The 20,907-nt window shown below is 56.1% G+C and carries 18 protein-coding genes; 9 read left to right on the forward strand and 9 right to left on the reverse strand.

Annotated features, from left to right (window positions below; translation table 11 throughout):
- Positions 1-108: 108 nt before the first annotated feature.
- Positions 109-2,070 (forward strand): glycoside hydrolase family 3 protein, encoded by a 1,962-nt coding sequence (locus tag AC4LF3_RS09095; protein WP_312271124.1) that lies wholly within the window; start codon positions 109-111, stop codon positions 2,068-2,070.
- A gap of 133 nt (positions 2,071-2,203) precedes the next feature.
- Here the strand turns inward: AC4LF3_RS09095 and pip are convergent, their stop codons facing one another.
- The 8 genes from pip to AC4LF3_RS09135 form a co-directional block, all read right to left on the reverse strand.
- The gene (gene pip / locus AC4LF3_RS09100) at positions 2,204-3,190 is read right to left on the reverse strand and encodes a prolyl aminopeptidase (protein WP_010798149.1); all 987 of its coding nucleotides are present in this window, start codon (positions 3,188-3,190) and stop codon (positions 2,204-2,206) included.
- Positions 3,191-3,435: 245 nt separating this feature from the next.
- Positions 3,436-5,400 (reverse strand): hybrid sensor histidine kinase/response regulator, encoded by a 1,965-nt coding sequence (locus tag AC4LF3_RS09105; RefSeq protein ID WP_491835136.1) that lies wholly within the window; start codon positions 5,398-5,400, stop codon positions 3,436-3,438.
- Positions 5,401-5,620: 220 nt separating this feature from the next.
- Positions 5,621-6,904: a TRAP transporter large permease gene (locus tag AC4LF3_RS09110; RefSeq protein ID WP_150347494.1), complete on the reverse strand. Its 1,284-nt coding sequence runs from the start codon at positions 6,902-6,904 to the stop codon at positions 5,621-5,623.
- Position 6,905: 1 nt separating this feature from the next.
- Positions 6,906-7,436 (reverse strand): TRAP transporter small permease, encoded by a 531-nt coding sequence (locus tag AC4LF3_RS09115; protein ID WP_010798152.1) that lies wholly within the window; start codon positions 7,434-7,436, stop codon positions 6,906-6,908.
- Positions 7,437-7,525: 89 nt separating this feature from the next.
- Entirely contained in the window at positions 7,526-8,509 is a 984-nt protein-coding gene (locus AC4LF3_RS09120) for a TRAP transporter substrate-binding protein (RefSeq protein WP_010798153.1), read from the reverse strand.
- Between the two features lie 65 nt (positions 8,510-8,574).
- Positions 8,575-9,477 (reverse strand): SMP-30/gluconolactonase/LRE family protein, encoded by a 903-nt coding sequence (locus AC4LF3_RS09125; protein WP_491836267.1) that lies wholly within the window; start codon positions 9,475-9,477, stop codon positions 8,575-8,577.
- 58 nt (positions 9,478-9,535) lie between these two features.
- Positions 9,536-10,357, reverse strand: coding sequence for an NAD-dependent epimerase/dehydratase family protein (locus AC4LF3_RS09130; RefSeq protein WP_010798155.1), 822 nt, complete (start codon positions 10,355-10,357; stop codon positions 9,536-9,538).
- A 399-nt stretch (positions 10,358-10,756) separates the two neighbouring features.
- Entirely contained in the window at positions 10,757-11,680 is a 924-nt protein-coding gene (locus AC4LF3_RS09135; RefSeq protein WP_239380747.1) for an AraC family transcriptional regulator, read from the reverse strand.
- A 363-nt stretch (positions 11,681-12,043) separates the two neighbouring features.
- Between AC4LF3_RS09135 and AC4LF3_RS09140 the strand changes: the two genes are divergently transcribed.
- A complete protein-coding gene (locus AC4LF3_RS09140) occupies positions 12,044-12,781 on the forward strand; it encodes an SDR family oxidoreductase (protein WP_491835137.1) in 738 nt (245 codons plus the stop codon).
- 46 nt (positions 12,782-12,827) lie between these two features.
- Entirely contained in the window at positions 12,828-13,190 is a 363-nt protein-coding gene (locus AC4LF3_RS09145) for a putative quinol monooxygenase (RefSeq protein WP_491835138.1), read from the forward strand.
- A 45-nt stretch (positions 13,191-13,235) separates the two neighbouring features.
- On the opposite strand, the gene AC4LF3_RS09150 is transcribed toward AC4LF3_RS09145, so the two are convergent.
- Positions 13,236-14,543 carry an alpha/beta fold hydrolase gene (locus tag AC4LF3_RS09150; protein ID WP_122042662.1) on the reverse strand — a complete coding sequence of 436 codons (1,308 nt, stop codon included), beginning with the start codon at positions 14,541-14,543 and terminating at the stop codon, positions 13,236-13,238.
- Positions 14,544-15,253: 710 nt separating this feature from the next.
- Between AC4LF3_RS09150 and AC4LF3_RS09155 the strand changes: the two genes are divergently transcribed.
- From AC4LF3_RS09155 to sctV, 6 genes are all read left to right on the forward strand, one after another.
- Positions 15,254-16,222: a DNA replication terminus site-binding protein gene (locus AC4LF3_RS09155; protein WP_122042661.1), complete on the forward strand. Its 969-nt coding sequence runs from the start codon at positions 15,254-15,256 to the stop codon at positions 16,220-16,222.
- Between the two features lie 581 nt (positions 16,223-16,803).
- Positions 16,804-16,965 carry a hypothetical protein gene (locus AC4LF3_RS09160; RefSeq protein ID WP_010798161.1) on the forward strand — a complete coding sequence of 54 codons (162 nt, stop codon included), beginning with the start codon at positions 16,804-16,806 and terminating at the stop codon, positions 16,963-16,965.
- A 120-nt stretch (positions 16,966-17,085) separates the two neighbouring features.
- Positions 17,086-17,991: a SctD/MshK family protein gene (locus tag AC4LF3_RS09165; RefSeq protein WP_491835139.1), complete on the forward strand. Its 906-nt coding sequence runs from the start codon at positions 17,086-17,088 to the stop codon at positions 17,989-17,991.
- A gap of 43 nt (positions 17,992-18,034) precedes the next feature.
- On the forward strand, positions 18,035-18,409 hold the full coding sequence (locus AC4LF3_RS09170) for a hypothetical protein (RefSeq protein WP_125889054.1): 375 nt from the start codon (positions 18,035-18,037) through the stop codon (positions 18,407-18,409).
- Positions 18,406-18,753, forward strand: a complete 348-nt coding sequence (gene sctY / locus AC4LF3_RS09175; RefSeq protein WP_150347488.1) for a type III secretion apparatus assembly chaperone SctY — start codon at positions 18,406-18,408, stop codon at positions 18,751-18,753. Before AC4LF3_RS09170 ends, sctY begins: the two co-directional genes overlap by 4 nt.
- A gap of 14 nt (positions 18,754-18,767) precedes the next feature.
- Positions 18,768-20,867, forward strand: coding sequence for a type III secretion system export apparatus subunit SctV (gene sctV, locus AC4LF3_RS09180; RefSeq protein ID WP_491836268.1), 2,100 nt, complete (start codon positions 18,768-18,770; stop codon positions 20,865-20,867).
- Positions 20,868-20,907 lie beyond the last annotated feature (40 nt).

Below are 20,907 nucleotides of genomic sequence, written 5' to 3' on the forward strand. Positions count from 1 at the left end.
CAAATCGGTGCGGTTAGCAAGCGGATTCGTAAAACCTGCTCTATAGTTCCAGTGCCCTAGATCATTAGTGCGCTACGTTAACCAATAACAAGGAAAAGAGAGGGTTCGATGAAAAAGGCCGCTGCTTTAATCAGCTTAGCCACACTGGCGACAGGAGTCTCGGCGCAAGGTATTTCTTCGCACGGTGTAACGCTTGAGCAGAAAGACCTGCCTGTACTAACGGTGGGCGGCTTGCAGTTCAAGGACATGAACCGTAACGGTCGGCTGGATCGTTATGAGGATTGGCGACTGCCTGCCGAGGACCGTGCCCGCAATCTGGTTACCTGGATGACGCTTGAGGAGAAGGCAGGAGCCATGATGCATGGCACCTTTCCGACCGTAGCGGATGCCGGTGGGCTGGGTGGCGGTGCCGTCTATGATCAGGAGGCGATTGCCAAGACGATCGAAACCAAGAAGGTAAACACCTATATCACGCGCCTGGATACAGACCCCGAGAATTTCGCCAAACAGAACAATGCGCTGCAAGTCTTGGCTGAACAATCGCGGCTGGCGATTCCCCTGAGCATCAGCACCGACCCCCGCAACTCTTTCCTCTACACACCAGGTGCCAGCAACCAGTCCGGTTCGTTCTCCAAATGGCCGGAAGCCTTGGGGTTGGGCGCCATTGGGGACGCTAAGGTCGTCAAGACCTTTGCCGAGGTCGTACGCGATGAGTATCGCGCGGTAGGCATCAACGTGGCGCTATCTCCGCAGGCGGATCTCTATACCGAGCCGCGTTGGCCCCGTGGCAGTGGTACCTTCGGACAAGATGCCCAGTTGGCCAAGCGTCTGGTTCGCGCCTATGTTCAAGGCATGCAGAATGGTAATTTCCTAAACCCGGGCAGTGTGGTGACTGTGGTCAAGCACTGGGTAGGCTATGGAGAAGCGAAGGATGGCTGGGACAGCCACAATGCCTATGGCAAATACGCAGATTTCTACGGCAAGGACATTCGTCAGCATATCGTTCCGTTCATAGGGGCATTCGAGGCGAATGTAGGCTCCGTCATGCCGACCTATTCGATTCTGCAGAACGCCTCTCACCAGGGACGGCCGATTGAAGAGCAGGTGGGAGCAGGATTCAATCGCTTCCTGTTGCAGGATCTCCTGCGGGACCGCTATGGCTTTAAGGGCGTCGTCGTGAGCGACTGGCTGATCACCAAAGACTGTAACGAGGCTTGCCAGAACGGCAGCAAGCCGGGTGAGCCGTTCTCGCTGGGAATGCCCTGGGGGGTCGAGTCGCTGACAGAGCTTGAGCGTACCGCCAAGGCCATCAACGCCGGGGTCGACCAGCTTGGCGGAGTGGATGACAGCAGTCTTGTAGTGAGTGCGGTCAAGCAGGGGCTTGTGTCCGAGCGTCGTGTGGACGAGGCGGTCATCCGCATCATGAAGCAGAAGTTCGAGCAGGGACTCTTCGAGAATCCGTATGTGGATGAATCCAAGGCCGCCGAGGTTGTAGGCAGTGCAGAGCATCAGCAATTGGCAGATGACGCACAAAAGAACTCGCTGGTACTGCTCAAGAACCGCAAGTTGCTGCCTATTGGCCAGGGCCGAAACGTTTATCTTTATAACGTCGATGCCACTGCGGCGCAAAAGGCCGGCCTGAATGTCGTGGACTCGCTGGACAAGGCGGACGTTGCCATCATGCGTTCCACAGCGCCCTACGAGCTCTTACATCCGAATTATCTGTTCGGAAGCATGCAGCATGAAGGTTCGTTGGATTACCCGGAGGACAATCCAGACCTTATCCAGATCAAGGCTGCCAGCGCAAAGGGTGTGCCGACTATTGTAAGTGTGTATCTGGATCGTCCGGCCGTGCTGACCAAGCTTCAGGGGCAGGTAGGTGCCCTGATCGGCAACTTTGGTGTATCCGACGAGATCCTTCTGGACGCGGTAGTCAATCCGACCCGCTTCAAAGGCAAGCTACCGTTTGATCTGCCGCTTTCCATGGAACAGGTAATCAACCGTCACTCAACTAACCAAGAAGGCAACCGCAAACCTCTGTACCCGATGGGGTATGGATTGATGTTCTAACTGCTCTCTGGAAAGGCTTGCCGTGTGGTTGCCGGTGTGGCAAACCCTGCCAGCAGCCTCGACCACGCCACAGGTCTTGTGTGGCGTGGTTTATTGCAAGCGCTCCAGCGGTATCTGTGTCGTGACAGAGCTATCAAGGCTGGTGGAAATCGCCGGTCTTCTTGAAGACCTCGAACGCCTGGATCAGCCCACTCAGCGTTCCGGGTTCCATTGGTGAGTGGCCTGCATCAGGCACCATGTTCAGCACGGAGCCAGGCCAGGATTTGTGCAGCCGATAGGCAGCATGAGGCGTTGCGATCATATCGTGCCCACCTTGCACAATGGCGCACGGCAGGTGGTTGATACGGTCAATGTTGCGAAGCAACTGGTCGTCTTCCAGAAACATGCTGTGCTTGAAGTAATACGGATCCAGGATACCCATGCCCATCATGGTCGTATCGTCAGCGGCTTGCTCTTCAACGCCTTCAGGATCATGGCGCAGCAGCGCACAGCTGCCGGAATATTTTACCCAGTAACGGGCGGCCTCCTGCCGAACGTCTCTATCTTCGGAGGTCACCCGCTTGCAATAGGCTTCTAACAGGTCACCTTGTTCCTCCTCCGGCAGCCACTTGACGAAGTCTTCATGGGCCTTTGGGAAAAACAGGCGCATACCGTAAACGAACCAGTTGATCTCATCGGTTGTGCCCAGAAAGATGCCACGCAGGACAAAACCCAGGCAACGCTCAGGATGGGCTTCGCCATAAGCAAGCGCCAGGGTGGTTCCCCATGAGCCGCCACAGACAAGCCATTTGTCAATGCCGAGCATCTCCCTCAGGGTCTCGATATCATCGATCAGATGCTGGGTCGTATTGTTTTTAACCTCGGCCAGGGGAGTGGAGCGTAACGCGCCACGCTGATCGAAGAGGATGATGCGGTAATAGTCCGGGTCCCAGAATTGGCGCTTGGAGGGCGGGGCCCCTTCGCCAGGTCCGCCGTGCAGATAGACGACGGGTAACCCCTCAGGATTGCCGGACTCCTCCCAATAGAGTTGATGGGTGTCGTCAACCTGAAGCATCCCGCTTCGGTTGGGATTCTCGATGGGAGGGAAAATTGAATAACAAACTTCACACTGAGCATCCATAGATAACTCCGCAAGACAGATTTAATGCTCTATTCGACTGTGCGGCTTCCTGCTGAATGTGAGGCAATACCTGCCATATCAGGTTAGGGCGAATGAGGTATGAGCTGAGAAGAGGGTGGTAATCCAGATCAGGTTATTGATTCGGATACGTTTTATAGGAGCTGTTTCGCTGGCGTGGAGTTTCTATTGAAAGGTATCGAGCCGATAGAAGGCCGGGTGCGCGATGGCCACCCGGCGTGAGAGCATCAAGCCGAGGCTATGGCGTCCGGACGCATGGCCTGATCAATGGCCTTGGCCAGCTCTTCCAGGCGGAAGGGCTTAGCTAGCTTATGCAGATCAACCGAAAGCGTCGCTGGCAACTCGGCATACCCTGATGCGAGCACTATGGGAAGGTCCGCCCAATGAGCCCGTATGGCCTCTGCCAATTGAGTGCCGCTCATGTAAGGCATGGCTTGGTCGGTAATGACCAAGTCCACAAGAGGGTATGCCTTCCTCAATATATCGAGCGCCTGGGCACCATTAGAGGCCTTGTAAACGGTATTTCCGAGATCCTCCAGCATGGCAGCGGTACTGGTCAGAACAAGTGGGTCATCGTCTACCACCAGAATATGAAAGGTATTTTCGGGTTTGTCTGTTGAAGGCGCGGGTAGGGGGGCGTCAGTGGTCTGCATGCCGGCAGCAGATACGTGCGCGGCGGGTAACCAGATTTCGGCTGTAGTGCCTTCGCCCAGCCTGCTTTTGAGGATGAGCCTGCCACCGGATTGTTCGGTAAGGCCGTGCACCATGGACAGTCCAAGCCCCGTTCCCTTGCCGATGCCCTTGGTGGTAAAGAAAGGCTCCATGGCGCGGGACAATGTGTCTTCATCCATTCCCTGGCCGGTGTCCTGTACCGATAGGCAGACGTAGGCCCCGGGTTTCAAGTGGCTGGGATGGCCTTGGGAGATCAGTTCATCACGGGCCGAGATGATGATGGAGCCGCCCTCTGGCATGGCGTCTCGTGCATTCATGGCCAGGTTGAGCAGGGCCAGCTCCAATTGATTGGTGTCGGCGTGGGCGGGTCTGAGAATCAGCGGAAAGCGGGTTTCGATCTTGATCGACGGGCCCAGAGAGCGCTGAAGCAGTTCGGCCATACCGCGGACCAGAGTAGGCAGCTCAATGGTCTCCGGATTCAGTTCCTGACGGCGTGCGAAGGCCAGCATGCGCTGGGTCAGAGAAACGCCTCGCTGTGCCCCCTGGATGGCATTGTCGAGCAGCGGTGTAACCTTGGGATCATCCGGCAGACGCTTGCGAACCAGCTCAAGGCAGCCAATGAACACCATGAGTAGGTTGTTGAAGTCGTGGGCAATCCCACCGGTCAGCTGGCCCAGGGCTTCCATCTTCTGTGACTGGAACAGGGCCTCCCGGGCTTGCTCCAGAGCCAGTTGGGTTTCCCGCTTCTCGGTGATGTCACGGGTGACCTTGGCGTAGCCGAGGAGGGTGCCGTTGTCGTCCCTTATTGCATCGATGACAACATTGGCCCAAAAGCGTGTACCGTCCTTGCGGATTCGCCAGCCTTCCTTTTCAAAACGACCCTCACGTTGAGCCGTTTCCAGCCCCTGTTGGGGCAGGCCTGCTTCCCGATCTTCAGGGGTGTAGAAGCGTGAGAAATGCTGACCGATGATTTCCTGTGGGGTGTAACCCTTGATCTTCTCGGCACCGGCATTCCAGCTAGTCACCTGACCGGTCGGGTCCAGCATGTAAAGGGCATAATCGGAGACGCCTTGAACCAGCAGGCGGAACTGCTCTTCACTTTTTCTCAAGGCGTCTTCCGCCGCCTTTCGCTCGGTAAGGTCGCGCGTCACCTTGGCAAAGCCCAACAGCGTGCCTTGTGCGTTACGAATAGGGTCGATTACAACATGCGCCCAGAAGCGTGTGCCATCCTTGCGTACACGCCAGCCTTCCTGCTCGAACCGGCCTTCACAGCGGGCCTGCTCAAGTGCCCGGCCGGGTAGGCCGGTCAGCAAGTCCTCAGCGGTATAGAAGCACGAAAAGTGATGACCGAGGATTTCTGCTGTCTCGTACCCTTTGAAGCGGCGAGCGCCGGGATTCCAGCTTGCTACGAAACCGTCCGGATCCAGCATGAAAATCGCGTAGTCAGAAACGGCTTCCACGAGCAGACGATACTGCCCCTCATCGATGAGAGCGGCAGGCAGCCGTTCGGCATGTTGCATCAAGGCATCCTCCAGGTGGGGCTTTATCGTTCTTATAGGTTCAACAGGCTCAGGCCATTAATGCAGGCATTAACGTACTGAAAGGCTATCAATAATGGCACGTTCACTATAGGAAAAATTGCGGGGAAACGAAGCGAATTGCAGGGGTGATCCGATGAGCTGCCAGTCGGCAGTAGAGAGGGGCTGCTGGTCCCGATGAGACCAGCAGTCATGCGATGGATCAGTTACCCATCAGGCTGGGTAGGAAGAGAGAGATTGCGGGGATATAGGTTACGGCCATCAGGGCTGCAAACAGGGCTACATAGAACGGCAGCAGCGCCTTTACGGTTTGCTCGATAGTCACCTTGCCTACAGCTGCGCCCACGAACAGCACGCCGCCTACCGGTGGGGTGATCAGACCGATACCCAGGTTGACCAGCATGATCATGCCGAAATGCACGGGATCTACGCCAATGGAGATCATGACCGGTAACAGGATAGGCGTCAGGATCAGGATCAGCGGAGCCATATCCATTACCGTACCCAGGATCAGCAGCATGATGTTTACGCACATCAGGATTACATAACGGTTTTCCGAAATGGTCATGAGGGCGCCGGTGATCTGTGCCGGAATCTGCATGAGCGTCATGATGTAGCCAAAGCTTGAGGCAAAGGCAATCAGGATCATCACCACAGAGACCGTACGTACGGTTCGATGCATGAGCTTGGGCAGTTCATTCCACTTGTAATCGCGGTAGATGAACATTGTCACGAAGAATGCCCACAGCACGGCAACCGCAGCAGATTCCGTTGCTGTAAAGATGCCGGAGATAATGCCACCAAGAATGATTACCATGGTCATCATGCCCCAGAGCGCTTCGACGCAGATCTTCAGCGCCTGCTTCATGGGAATGACTTCACCCTTGGGGTAATTGCGCTTCTTGGCGAAGAACAGGCACATCAGCATCATAATGGAGCTGAGCAGAAGCCCCGGTCCAATGCCGGCGATGAACAGCGAGCCGATGGAAACAGTGCCACCCGCAGCCAGCGAGTACAGGACGGAGTTGTGGCTGGGTGGAGTCAGCAGCGCCTGAACCGAGCCGCTGACCGTAACGGCAGTGGCATAGTCACGCGGATAGCCCTTCTTTTCCATTTCCGGAATCAGTACCGAGCCTACCGAGGCGGTATCCGCCAGGGAGGAGCCGGAAATTGCACCAAAGAAGGTCGAAGCCAGGATGTTGACCAGCGACAGCCCGCCGCGAATGAAGCCTACCAGTACGTTGGCACACTCCACCAGCCGCCGCGACATACCCCCTTCGGCCATGATGGCCCCCGCCAGCACGAAGAAGGGAATGGCCAGCAGGGAAAACTTGTTGATACCCCCAGCCACCTGAATCATCAGCGCATCGAACGGAATATCGATCCACCAGGCGCCGACGAGCGCCGCTAGGCCCAGTGCGTAGGCAACCGGCATGCCCAGCAGAATCAGCAGTATGAAACTGCCTAGTAATACGAACGCATCCATATCAGGCAACTCCTTCGGCCGCTTCTTCTACCGCATCGTATTGCACGACGCGCCGTTGGCTTTGATCGCCAAAAATGATCCTTTCGAGCACGAACCAGAGGGTCAGCGCGCCACCGATTGGGATAGGCGAATAGGCAATCCCTACCCGGAGCCAGGCCAGGTCACTGGTGAACTGGTACCAGGTCGCCATGCACAGCTTGATACCCCAAATCGTCATGAAGAGGCTGATGGCGGTCATCAGCAGATTGACCAGAACGGCATCGTATTTCTTGAGCAGTGGCGGAAGACGATCGGTAAACATTGCTACAGCCATGTGCGCACCGGCACGGTAGCTGGGCGCTGCGCCAATGAACGTGAAAATGGACATGAGCAGAATGGCGATAGGCTCCGGCCAGGATGAACCGGTTCCCATTACGTAACGGGTAAAAATACCCCACGGAATGATGAGCGAGATGACAAGAATTGACAGGCCCGCTATCCAGACACAGAGGGTATAGATGACATCGTTGACACGCAGAAGAGCATGTTTCATGAAAAGCTCCGAGCGGCCGCATGCTCGCTGCGAGAGGACCTCGGAGCGAGCAGGGCATGTCAGGTTGTTGTTGTAATGGCCGTCAGGCCTTATTGCACCGCTTCAACACGCTTGACCAGCTCGGCGAATTTGGGTCCGTACTGCTGGCTATATTTTTCACGTACCGGCGCGGTGGCGTCATAGAAAGGCTTGCGGTCAACTTCGATAAACTCAACGTTGGCAGCTTTCAACTTGGCGACACTTTCCGCGTTGTACTTGTCCCACAGCTCACGCTCTTCCATCTGCGCTTCGCGTGCAGTTTTCTTGACCAGCGCCTGTTGATCCGGCGTCAGCTTGTTCCAGGTGGCCTTGGACATGACCAGCATTTCCGGCAGGATCAGGTGACCTGTCTGGGTGTAATACTTGGCTACCTGGAAATGGTTCTGCGTAACCATGGTAGGCGGGTTGTTTTCCGCGCCATCGATCACGCCGGTCTGCAAGGCGCTATAGATCTCACCGGTTGCCATCGCAATACCGCTGCCGCCCATGGCGTTCAGGGTGTCAATGAAGATCGGGTTGCCGATTACACGGATCTTCATGCCGCCAAGGTCTTCTATCTTGCGCACCGGCTTTTTGGTGTACAGATGGCGAGTACCGCCATCCATCCAACCCAGGGCCACGAGATTGAAGTTGGAGTTGGTTACGGTATCCAGCAACTCCTGGCCTACTTCACCATCAATCACTTTGCGCATATGCGCTTCGTCGCGGAAGACGAAGGGCAGGTTGAACACGTTGACTTCCGGCACTACCGGGCCTACCGAGCCGATGGAAATGCGAGCCATCTGAATCGCGCCCAGCTGAACCTGCTCGACCACTTCCTTTTCGCTACCCAGAACACCGCCGGGGAACATGCGAATGCTGAGTTCGCCGTCGGTTTCCTTCTTGAGTTTCTTACCCATGTTGTCGACGGCAACGACCGTCGGGTAGCCCGCTGGGTGAACGTCCGAAGACTTCAGGGTGATATCAGCCAGCGCGATTGCGGGAGTCAGAAGCGCACAGCATGCAGCGGCCAACAGGTTACGTTTGAAATTCATGAGATAACTCCTTAGTACATCTTGTCTTTGTTATGAGGAGTACAGCGGTAGTAGAAGGCGTTGTTCTATCCTCTGAACGTCGGCTCTTCCAGGCCTTTCACGCCAGGCCTCAAGGCAAACACACCGCCCGCCAGAGGTTGATCAGATAGATCACCGCCAGGTCGGATGGAGGTGACGAACAGCGTATCCAGGCCCGGTCCGCCAAAGGCGCACATGGCCGGTTTTTTTACCGGTACGGTCAGCGAACGATCCAGCTTCCCATTAGGGGTAAAGCGATGGATCTGGCCAGCATCATTACCGCAGATCCAATAGCAACCGTCCTCATCCACCGCGGCGCCATCAGGGCGACCAGGATAATTGTTCATATCAACGAACAGACGGCGGTTGTGAGGGGTGCCGGTATCCGTGTCGTAGTCGAATGCCCAGATCAGCTGTGCATTGGGATGCGAGTCGGACAGATACATGGTCCGGCCGTCTGGGCTGAAGCCCAGGCCGTTGGGTACGATAAGGTCTTCCAGAATCGGGGTCAGGCCATCGGCTGCAGTCGAGTGTTGCTCAGGGAAGCGGTATAGCTTTCCCGCCGGTGTTGCAGCTGCCATATCCATGACCATGGTTCCCGCCCAGAAGCGACCCTGGCGGTCACAGCGCCCATCATTAAAGCGCATGTTTCCGGTCGGGTGCGTCACGTTGGCCAGGGCTGTGGCTTGCAAGGTGTCTCCGTTGGTGATCTCTACCTTGAACAGACCACTCTCAAGGCCTGCCAACCATGCAGTGTCACTGCCGTCATAGCGTGCCACGCAGGCGATCATTTCCGGAGCCAGCCATGCGCGGGTGCTGCCATCGGCAGCACTCCAGCGATTGAGGGTACGAGCAGGGATATCGACCCAGTAGAGCGCCTGTTCCCGTGGGTTCCAGACCGGGCTTTCTCCCGTACCGTTGCGGGCATCCAGAATCAGTTCAGCTTGCATCATTCTTATCTCTCTTGTTCAGTCCGATCGTCCTGATCCATCGCAAGCAACGGCGTACTTATTCAAACGGACCCGAGGCGACGAAAGCGCCGCCTTGATACACCATGGACGGATCATCCGCCGCCGGAGCCGGCTCTGCTTCGACTTTCTCGCGGAACTGCTCGGAAGAGTCCTGTGGCTCCCAGCCCAAGTGAGCGGCCAGGCGGTTATCCCACCACACGTCACGGTTCTTGGAAGCGCCAAACACGACGGTGTGGCCAACATTGGGCGTGAACAGGGAGCGGGCGATCAGATTGGTCAGATCGTTGTAGCTCAGCCAGGTAGCCAGCATGCGGCGGTTCTGCGGCTCGGGGAAGGAGGAGCCGATACGGATGCTAACGGTTTCGATGCCATAGCGATCAAAATAGAAGCTGGCGACGTCTTCACCATAGGATTTGGACAGCCCGTAGTAGCTGTCTGGGCGGCGCGGCGAGCTGGCATCGATACGTTCGGTCTGCTTGTAAAAGCCGATGACGTGGTTCGAGCTGGCGAAGATGACGCGCTTGACGCCATGGCGGCGTGCCGCTTCGTAAATGTGGAAGACGCCTTTGATGTTGGCTTCCAGGATTTCCTCGAAAGGACGCTCAACCGAAACCCCGCCAAAATGCAGAATCGCATCTACACCTTTGACGAGCTCATCGACGGCGGCTTTGTCAGAAAGGTCGCACGGAACGACTTCTTCATGGGGGCCTTCGGCGGGTGCCATGTTGGCGATATCGGAAAGCCGAATCACTTCAGCGTAAGGGCGAAGGGCTTCGCGGAGTACCTTCCCGAGACCGCCTGCGGCGCCGGTGAGAAGGATACGGTTCAAACGCTGATTCTCTACAGAACTGGTCGCCATGTCAGTTTCCTGGTTATTAGTATTATTTTGAGTCGTAAGACATCATACGACTAGATGGCGAAATTTTTAACAGTGCTTACCTGCGATGTCAACGACGCCTTTTTCTTGGAGGCGGTAAGTTGTCGTATCTTACGAGTTTCGCCAAGACTCCTGTAAGGAAACCCTTCGCTGGAAATATTCTCTTACAAGCTTTTAAGGGTGTCGATTAAGCTCAAACCCAGGGTACAAGCGCCCTATAGTGGCGTAATGACCTGATTGATAAGAGCGGAGCAGAGAAATGCTGGGTTTGACCGATAGGTCATTGCTGTTGGTTAGACAAAGGTCTAATCCCGCCGGGGTAGTCTGCCGTGCTAGGTGCGCGCAAGGTTCTAAGTGCGGGCGGTAGGACGTCAGGTGTTACTACGCGCTCGCTCTTAAACGGGCCATATCCTTCATGGGCGGCGCGCCAAACAACCGGCTGTATTCGCGGCTGAATTGAGAGGGGCTTTCATAACCCACCCGGTGCGCTGCCGACGAGCAATCGATGCCCTCATGGAGCATTAGGCGCTTGGCTTCCTGAAGGCGTAGCTGCTTTTGATATTGCAGTGGACTCATTGCAGTCACCGCCTTGAAGCGATGATGCAGCGTTGAAGGGCTCAGATTGACGCGCCGGGCAAGCTCATCGATCTTCAACGGCTCGATGTAGTTCTGATTCAACCAGTTGATGGCGCGATTTACACGGTGGGTTTGGCTGTTCGTTATTGCCATTTCGTACAGTCGATATCCCTGGGGGCTACGCAGTAACCGATAATAGATCTCTCGTAGCACCAGAGGGGCCAGCATCGCCGCGTCACGCGGGGTGTGCAAGAGACGAACCAGTCGAGTCACGGCATCGAGCATGGCATTATCCACGCGCTCGACGTACAGGCCCCGGTGAGCTGGTACGACGGGGACACCTGTTGGGCCGGCGTCGGCTATCAGGCGGGTAATTTCTGCCGGGTCCAGGTTGATCCGAATACAGAGATAGGGGCGCTCGGAGGTAGCCTCGATAATCTGGCCAGTTACAGGAAGCGAGACGGAGCCCACCAGGTAATACAGCGGGTCATAGGTAAAGCATTCATCGCCAAGCGTAACCTGCTTGCGACCTTGTGCGATGACACAAAAGCTGGGGTTGCTGATCCCATGCACAGGGTCTGAGGGCTGGCTTGCACGCATCAGGCAAAGACCGTCGATCCGGGTGGTATGAGCGCCATCCGTCAACGTAAGCTGATCGATCAGCGCTGCCAGTTCCTGCTGCTGAAGCGTGTCTCGACTATGCGTGGATTCATGCGTTACACAGTCCATGCTGATCCCCTGAAGCTAGCGGTTCCCATTGTATCGGCGTGCACAGGCGTACCGATCAAGTCAGGCGTCACGATAACCAAAAGTGGCAATGCAGGGTTATATCAATTCTGCTGACTTCTTGCCTGATCCTGTCATGGTACGCCCGCGGTCCGCAGGATTGTGAAAGCCAGCGTAGTCCAACCTTGCCTGCAGAGCGCGAATAATCGTGTTGGACAGGCGCTCCCTGGCCCACTGCATTCTTCTCCGTGCAGGATCAGGCAAGAAGCGAGCAGGATCCGTCTAACGTCTGAATGCCTTTCGGCTCTAGCCTTGTCACTAACGCGGCAACACCGGCCGCCCTCACTGACAGGCAAGGAGATTCGTATGAAAGGTCTAGAAGGCAAGGTCATCGCAATTACCGGCGCAAGCAGTGGCATTGGCGAAGCAACCGCACGGTATCTGGCGGCACAGGGCGGCTTCGTCATTCTAGGGGCGCGTCGTACAGAGCGGCTTGAGACCCTGGTAGCTGAAATCAGGGCGCAGGGCGGCAAGGCTGACTACCGCCGGCTCGACGTTACCGCATTGGAGGATATGGAGTCGTTTGTGCAGCTCGCTCAGCAGCAGGGCGGAAGTCTGGATGTGCTGGTCAACAATGCGGGTGTGATGCCGCTTTCCAAGCTTGAAGCGCTCAAGGTTGACGAATGGAATCGCATGATCGATGTGAACATTCGGGGCGTGCTCCACGGGATTGCGGCGGGCTTGCCGGTCATGCAACAGCAGCGTAGCGGACAGTTCATCAATCTGTCTTCGATTGGCGGGCATGCTGTCAGTCCTACTGCCGCGGTTTACTGTGCAACCAAGTTTGCCGTCAGGGCCATTTCCGAAGGGTTGCGTCAGGAGGTAGGAGCCGATATCCGCGTCACTGTGATCTCGCCCGGGGTAACGGAGTCTGAGCTGGCTGACACCATCACCGATCCAACCGCTCAGGCAGCCATGGACGCGTTTCGCCGAGGGGCTATTTCACCGGAGTCCATCGCGCGCGCCATTGCGTTTGCAATTGAACAGCCTGCTGAAGTGGACGTAAGCGAGATTATCGTCAGGCCGACCGCGAGCCCTTATTAAGGGCTTCCGGTTTCAACCCGTGGCACTTCATCTCGGAGGAGGACTCATGTCCGCATCGCCTTGTACATCGTTGCTCTTGATCCATGCCCGCACCGGGCGCTCCGCAGCCCTCAGGGCATGTCTCAGGGGATTGCCTTATCCAGGGCAGACGTGTCTCACCTTTACCGTCATGCCATCGCCGAAAGAGGAAAACTGCTGGTTGGTGTATGGCCAATGGCAGTCGCAGTCGGATATGGACAGCTACTTCAACACGCTTCCAGCCGAGCTGTGGATGCGCCTGGTAAATGGCTCCCTTGCGGCCCATATGGAGTTCATGACGTTCGAAGGTAACGAGTTGCCCAACGCCTATCGTTGGGCAACTCCACGGTTCAGCTCGCCTGGTTGCGCCTCCTATGCCTGTTGTGGCTAGGCGCAGGCGCCATGTCTCCCTGTAAGTTGTGAGCTGCGTTTTACGTCATTGGGAGTAGGTGTTCTCATCGGCGGTAGCCGGGTGGTAGTCCGTAGGAGCGCAGAGGCTCAGGTTTTGCACCGGCACCAGGCGAGCCGGGCCCATTGGAACTCGTGTTGCCGCCACAGCCAGCAGATTGAACGTACCTTGAGCCGCAACGGCCCAGCGTCCGGTTACGGGCTCGCCGCGAAGCAAGGTAGCGGCGGCCAGAAGGAGCTTCAATCCGCTGCAGGTATCGATATTGAGATGAACCGTCATGGGCAGCTTGCGCACCAGACCATACTCGTAGTTGGTCAGAAGGCTGTAGGTTGCGGTTGAAAGTCCTGCAACGGCAAACAGTTGGCGGGTGCGCGGTCCCCACTCGTTGACACCTGCCAACGCCAGACAGAGGCCTGCTGAGGCATAGTCCAGAAGGCCGTGCATGCGAGGTGATAATAATTTGGCTGGCGCCAGCCGATCACGACCCTGATCCATGCCAGAGACGACAATTTCATTACTCATGTCGGTTGCCCGGGTATCGAAACGACCGGTGATGAACCGATGGACCAGCTGCGACATGAGCGGCGCGGCGGTGTAGTGCGCGTTGTGCGCCGCGCCTTCTACAACCACCAGTTTGCCGTTGGGAAGTAGACTGGTGAATTCCTCTGCCCACTGCTGGGTAAGGGTCTTGTCGTATTGGCCACGGATTACAAGGGCAGGAACATGCACGTGGGACAGACGGTTTTCTATGGGGTCGTCCACCGTTCTGCGAAGCTGCTGAACCATGCGCGGTAGGCCATTGGAAAGATACTCCATGTGCATCAGCGGGTTGATCGAAGGTGCCTCGAACGGCATGTTCAAGACGAGGCGGGCGTACTGCCGCGCCGGTGTCCGATAGGCCGGGTCTGGCGTAGGTGCGATCAGGATCAGGCGCTCGACTCTATCCGGAAAGCGTGCCGCAATTTCAACGGCGATTTGTACGCCTACGGAGTTGCCGCATAGCACCGCCTTGTGGATTCCGTTGGCATCCATCCAGGCCAGCAGATGATTCGACTGCTCTCTGACATCCGGACCTGCTGGCCACTTGGACATCCGCGGCGCAGGCGAGCGCCCGAAACCGGGTAAATCGGGTGCCATGACGTCATGACCCATCGATGCGAGACGTCTCCCCAGCGGGACCATATAGCGGCTTGAAAGCGCCAGGCCATGAATCAGGATGATTGGAACCTGATGTGGATCATCTTCATGGGCTAGCCAGGTGCGGGCGTGCATGCGAATGCCGAGCGAAGGAATAGTCGTCCAGGTTTTGTAAGGGGCGTAAGCGAGTTTGAACATAAGGGACAGCTCCCATGTATATCGAGCCTTGCCCAGGTCGCAGCGTGCTGGAAAGCATCATGAGCCAATCATACGGCATGCGCGGGCTCCTGGGCGTGAGCATTGTAAATGTCGTCTGAACATGCAGAAAAAAGAAGGCCCGCAGAGCGGGCCAAAACGAGCTTTGAACAGCTCGCTGCCGCGAAAGGGCCCGTTCCATCAAGGGCCCAGAGGGGAAGTTATTGCCGGGAAGTAATCAGTGATGATGAGCAGGTTCCGCAGTGAATAGCGGCTGAAATAAAGGGGGCTGCACATCTCAAGACTCCTCATGTCACGGCGTATCACCATCGGTCTGAGCATAAGCTCGTACCGATTCGAATGTGAAAAGGGCAAGGTCAGCAAATATATGCCTTGCTTAATGACCGATAGTTTGGAAAAGAAAAAGTGCCTTGGAAGCGACGAACGTAAGTACCTTTTATCCCTTGCAAAACGATGACGGAGCCGATCAAACGATACGTTGAAGCTGACTAGAGAGGTAGACGGAACCCTGTCTTGTAATACCAGCCTGATAATAAGTAAGCGAGCCGAATTTCCAGCCTGTTGCAGCTTAGTGCAGGTTAATAGGCGCATCGACAATGGCTTTATCTGATTGTGAATATGTTTAATCGGTCAGATTGGGATGAGACGGCTATAATGAATGTTGGTATTACTTATTGAGGAAAGAGGTGCTCATGATCACTGACGTGCGCGAAGCGTGGCAGGAAATGGTAGAAGCTCAGCGAGCCTTCAACGCAACGTGGCCTTCGGCGGTGGTTCATGCACAAGTCTGGTTGCTTCCCATCAACAAGGAGCCTAAAGGCCAGACTAAAATCACACCGATGGAGCTAGTGGGTGAGCCTGCCATCGAGGCTGCGAAAAAGGCCATCCTGCAATTCGAGCAGGAGGAGGGGCAGCACCCTAGTACCGTCATGCGGCTCCCAGGGTGGATCGGCGTTTCGCAGTCAGTGCTGGAGTACGCCCGTGAGGCCAATGCCGCGCGTGATCGTTTTCTTGAGGTTCTGGCTCAGGAAACGGCCTCCATGAACCTGAAATCGCTATCCAAGGGAAAGCATCTTCGGAGCATTCTCAAGCTGCCGATCGTCATCAAGCAGATCGAGCGCCATATCCAGGTGTTTGAAGGGGTGCCACGGCGTATCCTGTTCACCTGGGCGGGCAAAACGGCTGCCCCGGAAAGCATCCCTGTCAAGGATGTGATCGAAAAGATCGAAACGCAGCTGGCTGATGCCGTGGCCAAGGCTGATATGGACAAGGAACGCAATCTGAGGCTTGAGCTCAAGGCGTTGGGGTTTCTGGATGCAAAGGCCGAACTGCATCGCTACCGTCCTATTGCGCCCCACCCGCGCGTGATGCTGTATTTCTCCAAAAGCCCTCGTTATGACGCCATGCCTCACGCCAATCTGCCGATTTTTGTTTCACTGGATGAGAAGCAGCCGTGGCCGCGGGTCGATGCGCTCGAAGAGTTTGATGCAGAAAACGCTCAGGCTGAGCGCTCGGACAAGGTGCCCCGCCAGGAAATCATTCCGCGCCTGGGGCTGTACCTTAAAACCGCGCCCGACCGTAAGCGCAGCCCCAGGACGGCCCGTGGGGACTCGACCGCCGTGGCGCGAGCGTTAGTCTCGTCTACTTATCAAAAGCGTTGAGTGGTAAACGGACACTCACAATATGTACGCAGAAGGTGGATTAAATAAGGGTCAACAGACTAACGCATTGGTTGAATGGAATATGTTCCGTTTCGATGACTGAAAGACTCTATTTTCAATTCATGTGCGGGGCATTGCCAAATCTTATTCATATGCTGTTTGCTAAGCGAGTAATGCTTTATACAAAGCAATACTCGCTTAGCTCATATATAAGCATCTGCTTGTTAGCGGTTATTTACAAATATTTACTCAATTAACTGTTTGAATATGCTGCTTAGTGAATCTGTTCGCATAATTAGTGCGTTGCAATCTTGACCGATAAAGCGACAAAGGATTCTTAATTGCTTGGAAATCATGGCGTTAAGACATTAAAGGTCATTATATGAAGGGTCGGTTTGCAGCTATTTATAATTCTTAATATTCGTGTAATTAAATGTTCATGCCTTGCGGGGCAACATTCACTCGTCTGGCAGCGATTGGGGTTCGAAAGAATCAGGACGTTGCTGGAAATATGCTCTTCTCTGCAGCCGTGTAGTAGCAGTTGGCGCATGTCTAATTTCTTTCAATAAGGAGATATTGATATGAGTAATGTTACTCCGACCAGCACCAGTTCTTCCGACGCTGCTATCGACAAAATGACTGCCGCTTTCGATGCCGCCATCGAAAAATCCGCGAAGATCACTGAGATCACCACCGAGAAGAAAACTGAGCTTGACGCGACCAAACAGCGTCCTCAGAACTAAGGTGTGGGCGGGCGGCGCCTTGTGGCGCCGTCTGTTTGTTCAGACAGCTTTCCAGATTGGACCTGCATGCAGGCTGGCCTTGCCATGCGTGCCGGGTCAGGCAAAACAATGATGTCCGCAATGTCTTCTCTTCCCGGCTCAAAACCTGCAGTGCCTACTCTTGAGGTCATTGCGGGACTGCATACCGGCGTATCGGTATCGCTGGATGAACCTGCCTATTGCCTGGGCGCCTCCGACGAGGTGGATCTGGTGCTCAGGGATGCAGGCGTTGCGCCTCGCCATGCCGTGTTGCGTCTGGAGAAAAATACAGTCGCCGTTGAGGCAATTGGAGGCGATGTATTCACGGCTGAAAAACGAATTCCTTTGGGCAAGGGGCTGCGCCTGCCATTACCGGTCGAGTTATCCGTTGGGGAGGCTCGAATCCGCTTATCTGCTCCGCTGACAAAGTTGGTTGCGCCTCCCAAACGATGGCCTGTTACCCACGCCGGTATGATGGCACTTTTTGGCGCGGCGGTATTGCTAGGCCTGTATACGCTGATTGGCACCAGCGAAGCCGAAGATCGCTTATCGCCTATTGCCAACGCGCCAGTTAGCCCGGCACTCGACAGCGGCGCTGGTCAGGAGCCCGTAGTGCGGGACGATCAGGTTGCCCGGCAATTGCTGTCCCGACTTGAGGCCGCTGGACTTTCCGCGCTCCATGTGAAATCACAAGGTCGCCATTTTATGCTCTCTGGTGAAATTGATACTGCTCAGCAGCCAGCCTGGGTCGATATCCAGAAGTGGTTCGATGGTGAATATGGCAGCAGCCATGTACTGGTCAGCTCGGTCACGCTACGCAAGGCGCCGGTTTCTCCCCGTGTCAGGTTCCAGGCGGTATGGCTGGGACAGGATCCTTATGTGGTTAGTGAGTCTGGTACACGTCTTTACCCCGGCGCATCGCTGGACGATGGCTGGGTGCTCAAGGGGATAGAGCCACAGCGGATTGTCCTGAGTCGCAACGGCCACGAGTTTGCCCTGACCCTATGACGCTGCCATTGCTTACACAACCCCTGGGTGGGAGGCCTTTTCGATGAGAATCGATACCAGCCGACCGCTGGATCTGCAGCGGCCTGAAGAGGCGTCCAGCGAATCCTTGCGTCGGGCCAGCTCGGTTGCCAGGGCCAGGCAGAGTGAGGTGTTCGATTCGCTGCTGCGCCTGCGCAACCGGACTCCATTCAAATCCCTGCGTAACGAACTGGCGGAGCTGATCGGCCCTCCCGTTAACGACCCTGGCATCTTCAGCCCTGGCCATTCGCTTCAGGTGCTGGAACACATCATTGATACGGTGTTGCCTCGGCTGGACGCCGAGCCGGAGATCAAAGCACTTGCTGCCAGCCTGCTTGAGCAGGAAATCCAGCAACGTCGGGAGCTTGGGATGCGGTTGAGCGAGATCGACGATTTATGAACGTACAGGATCGCGAGGCAGTACAGCTGCTGCACTCGCTTGGCGCTCTGTATCTACGCAGCGGACAACAGCGACGAGCGCTGATCTATCTGCTTCTGGCTATTCAGATCGACCCGGCAGATACCGCTTTGCTGCGTACGCTCACCAATGGCTTTATTGCCACTGGTGATGGGGAGCGGGCACTGGCTGCTATCGGAAGGCTGGAGCAGCTTGAAGGGTCAAGCATGCCGCTCAAGTTTCTGCGTAGCCGCGCATTATGGGCGTTGGGTGCCAAAGACGAGGCACGACGCTGTTTTCGTGAATATCTGGATAGTCGGAGGGCCGTAACGTGCTCGCCAGATTGAACCGCCTGGCTGTAATGGCCTCACAGCGTACCGATATCGTCATTGCACTGTTCATGATGCTGGCCATCGTGATGATGATCATCCCGCTCCCCACAGTAATGGTCGATGTGCTTATCGGCACCAATATCGCGTTCAGTCTGCTGGTTCTGGTCGTTGCGTTCTACGTGTCGCATTCAGTGGATTTCTCTGCACTCCCGCCGGTGATTCTGCTCAGTACGCTGTTTCGCCTGTCGCTTTCCATTACCACTACCCGGTTGATCCTGCTCAACGGAGAAGCGGGGGATATTGTCGAGGCATTTGGCAATTTCGTGATTGCCGGTGAGGTGGTCATTGGCCTGGTAGTTTTTCTGATCATTACCGTGGCGCAGTTCATCGTTATCACCAAGGGCGCCGAGCGGGTGGCCGAGGTGGCGGCTCGCTTTACTCTGGATGCGATGCCAGGCAAGCAGATGAGTATCGACAACGATCTGCGTAATGGTGATATCGATCAGGCCGAAGCCCGTCGACGTCGCTCACGCCTGGAGCGGGAAAGCCAGCTCTATGGGGCCATGGACGGTGCCATGAAATTCGTGAAAGGAGATGCGATCGCCGGATTGGTCATCCTGTGCGTGAACCTGCTGGGTGGCTTGCTGATCGGTATGATCAAGCGGGGCATGCCCTTTGGCGAGGCGGTGCATACCTATTCGCTATTAACCGTAGGCGATGGGTTGATCGCCCAGATTCCTGCCCTGTTGATTGCGGTTGCCGCAGGCACGGTAGTCACGCGCGTAACAACCGATGCAGAGACAGATCTCGGCACGGAAATTATTAGTCAACTAAGCGCCAACCAGCGGGCGTTGGCACTGACGTCTGCCATTCTGCTGGGCGTTGCGTTTATTCCAGGATTCCCGGCGCCTGTATTCATTGCCATTTCGCTGGTCCTGGGCGGAACGGCCTTCTACATGCATCGGCGTAAACAGACCGCGGAACAAGTTCCGGCTGCTCAGGAGGAGCCGGAACCACGTGAGGTTACGGCTGAGCCAATACAAGATGTAGAGGACACGGGTCATTTCCGCATTACGCTATGGATTAGTAAAGCCCATGTGTCACAGGTCTCGCTCAATACGCTCAGGCAGCGATTGGACAGTACTCGTTACGAGATCAGTGAGGACTTGGGCGTCGAGCTTCCCCGTATCGGCTTGCGCATTGACCGCAACGCCGTGGCGGAGCGGTTCAGGATTGATCTGGAGGGCGTGCCCGTCATGGAGGGAGCTATCCGCCCTGATGCGGTGCTGCTGCAGGACGATGAAGTTCATCTCGAACTGCTGGCAATCGAGCATACAGCCTCGGCCCCGTTGTTACGCCGTAAGCCTGCCCTGTGGGTGGATGCACAACAGGCTGCCACGCTGGTAGAGGCTGGGGTAGGGCATCTGGATCTGGCGCAGACGTTTGACGCCTGCATGGATCAGACCTTACGCCGCTATGCGGCTGAATTCCTGGGTATCCAGGAGGCCCGTCAGATCCTGACCGAGATGGAAGAGCAGTATCCCGAGCTCGTTAAGGAGGCCCTCCGTGTGCTGCCCTTGCAGCGAATCGCGGATGTGCTGAGGCGGCTGGTCAGTGAGCATATTTCCATCCGCAACCGCCGCGCCATTCTTGAGGCGATTGTGGAGTGGGCACCGCGTGATCTGGATACGCCCATTCTGACCGAGCACGTCCGTGCTGCGCTAGCCCGGCAGATTTGCTATGCGTACGCCGACAGTCACCGCGTCATTTCGGCCTATGTCTTTTCCCGAGACCTGGAAGAGGCACTACGGGCGCCACTGCGCCGTAGTGATAAAGGCCGCCCTACGGTGCTGCCGCCCGACTTGACCCGCACTATTACGATCCAGCTTCAGCATGCGTATGACGCTGCCAGTCATGATCTGAATCCGGTGGTCATGGTGACGGCAGACATCCGTCGCCCGCTCCGGCAGTTGCTGACCCGGCATGATCTGGATGTTCCCGTGCTGTGCTACCAGGACCTGACCCGGGAATTCACCGTGCAGTCGCTGACGACGCTCACGCTACCGGAGGCCAATGCGGCCTTGCCACACACCGTAACGGAATCGTTGACGGCTCCACAACCGTTGTAAGGGAACAGAAAGGATGGTGAGGGTGTTTGATGATTACCGG

The organism is Pseudomonas sp. C2.3V (assembly GCF_058536325.1).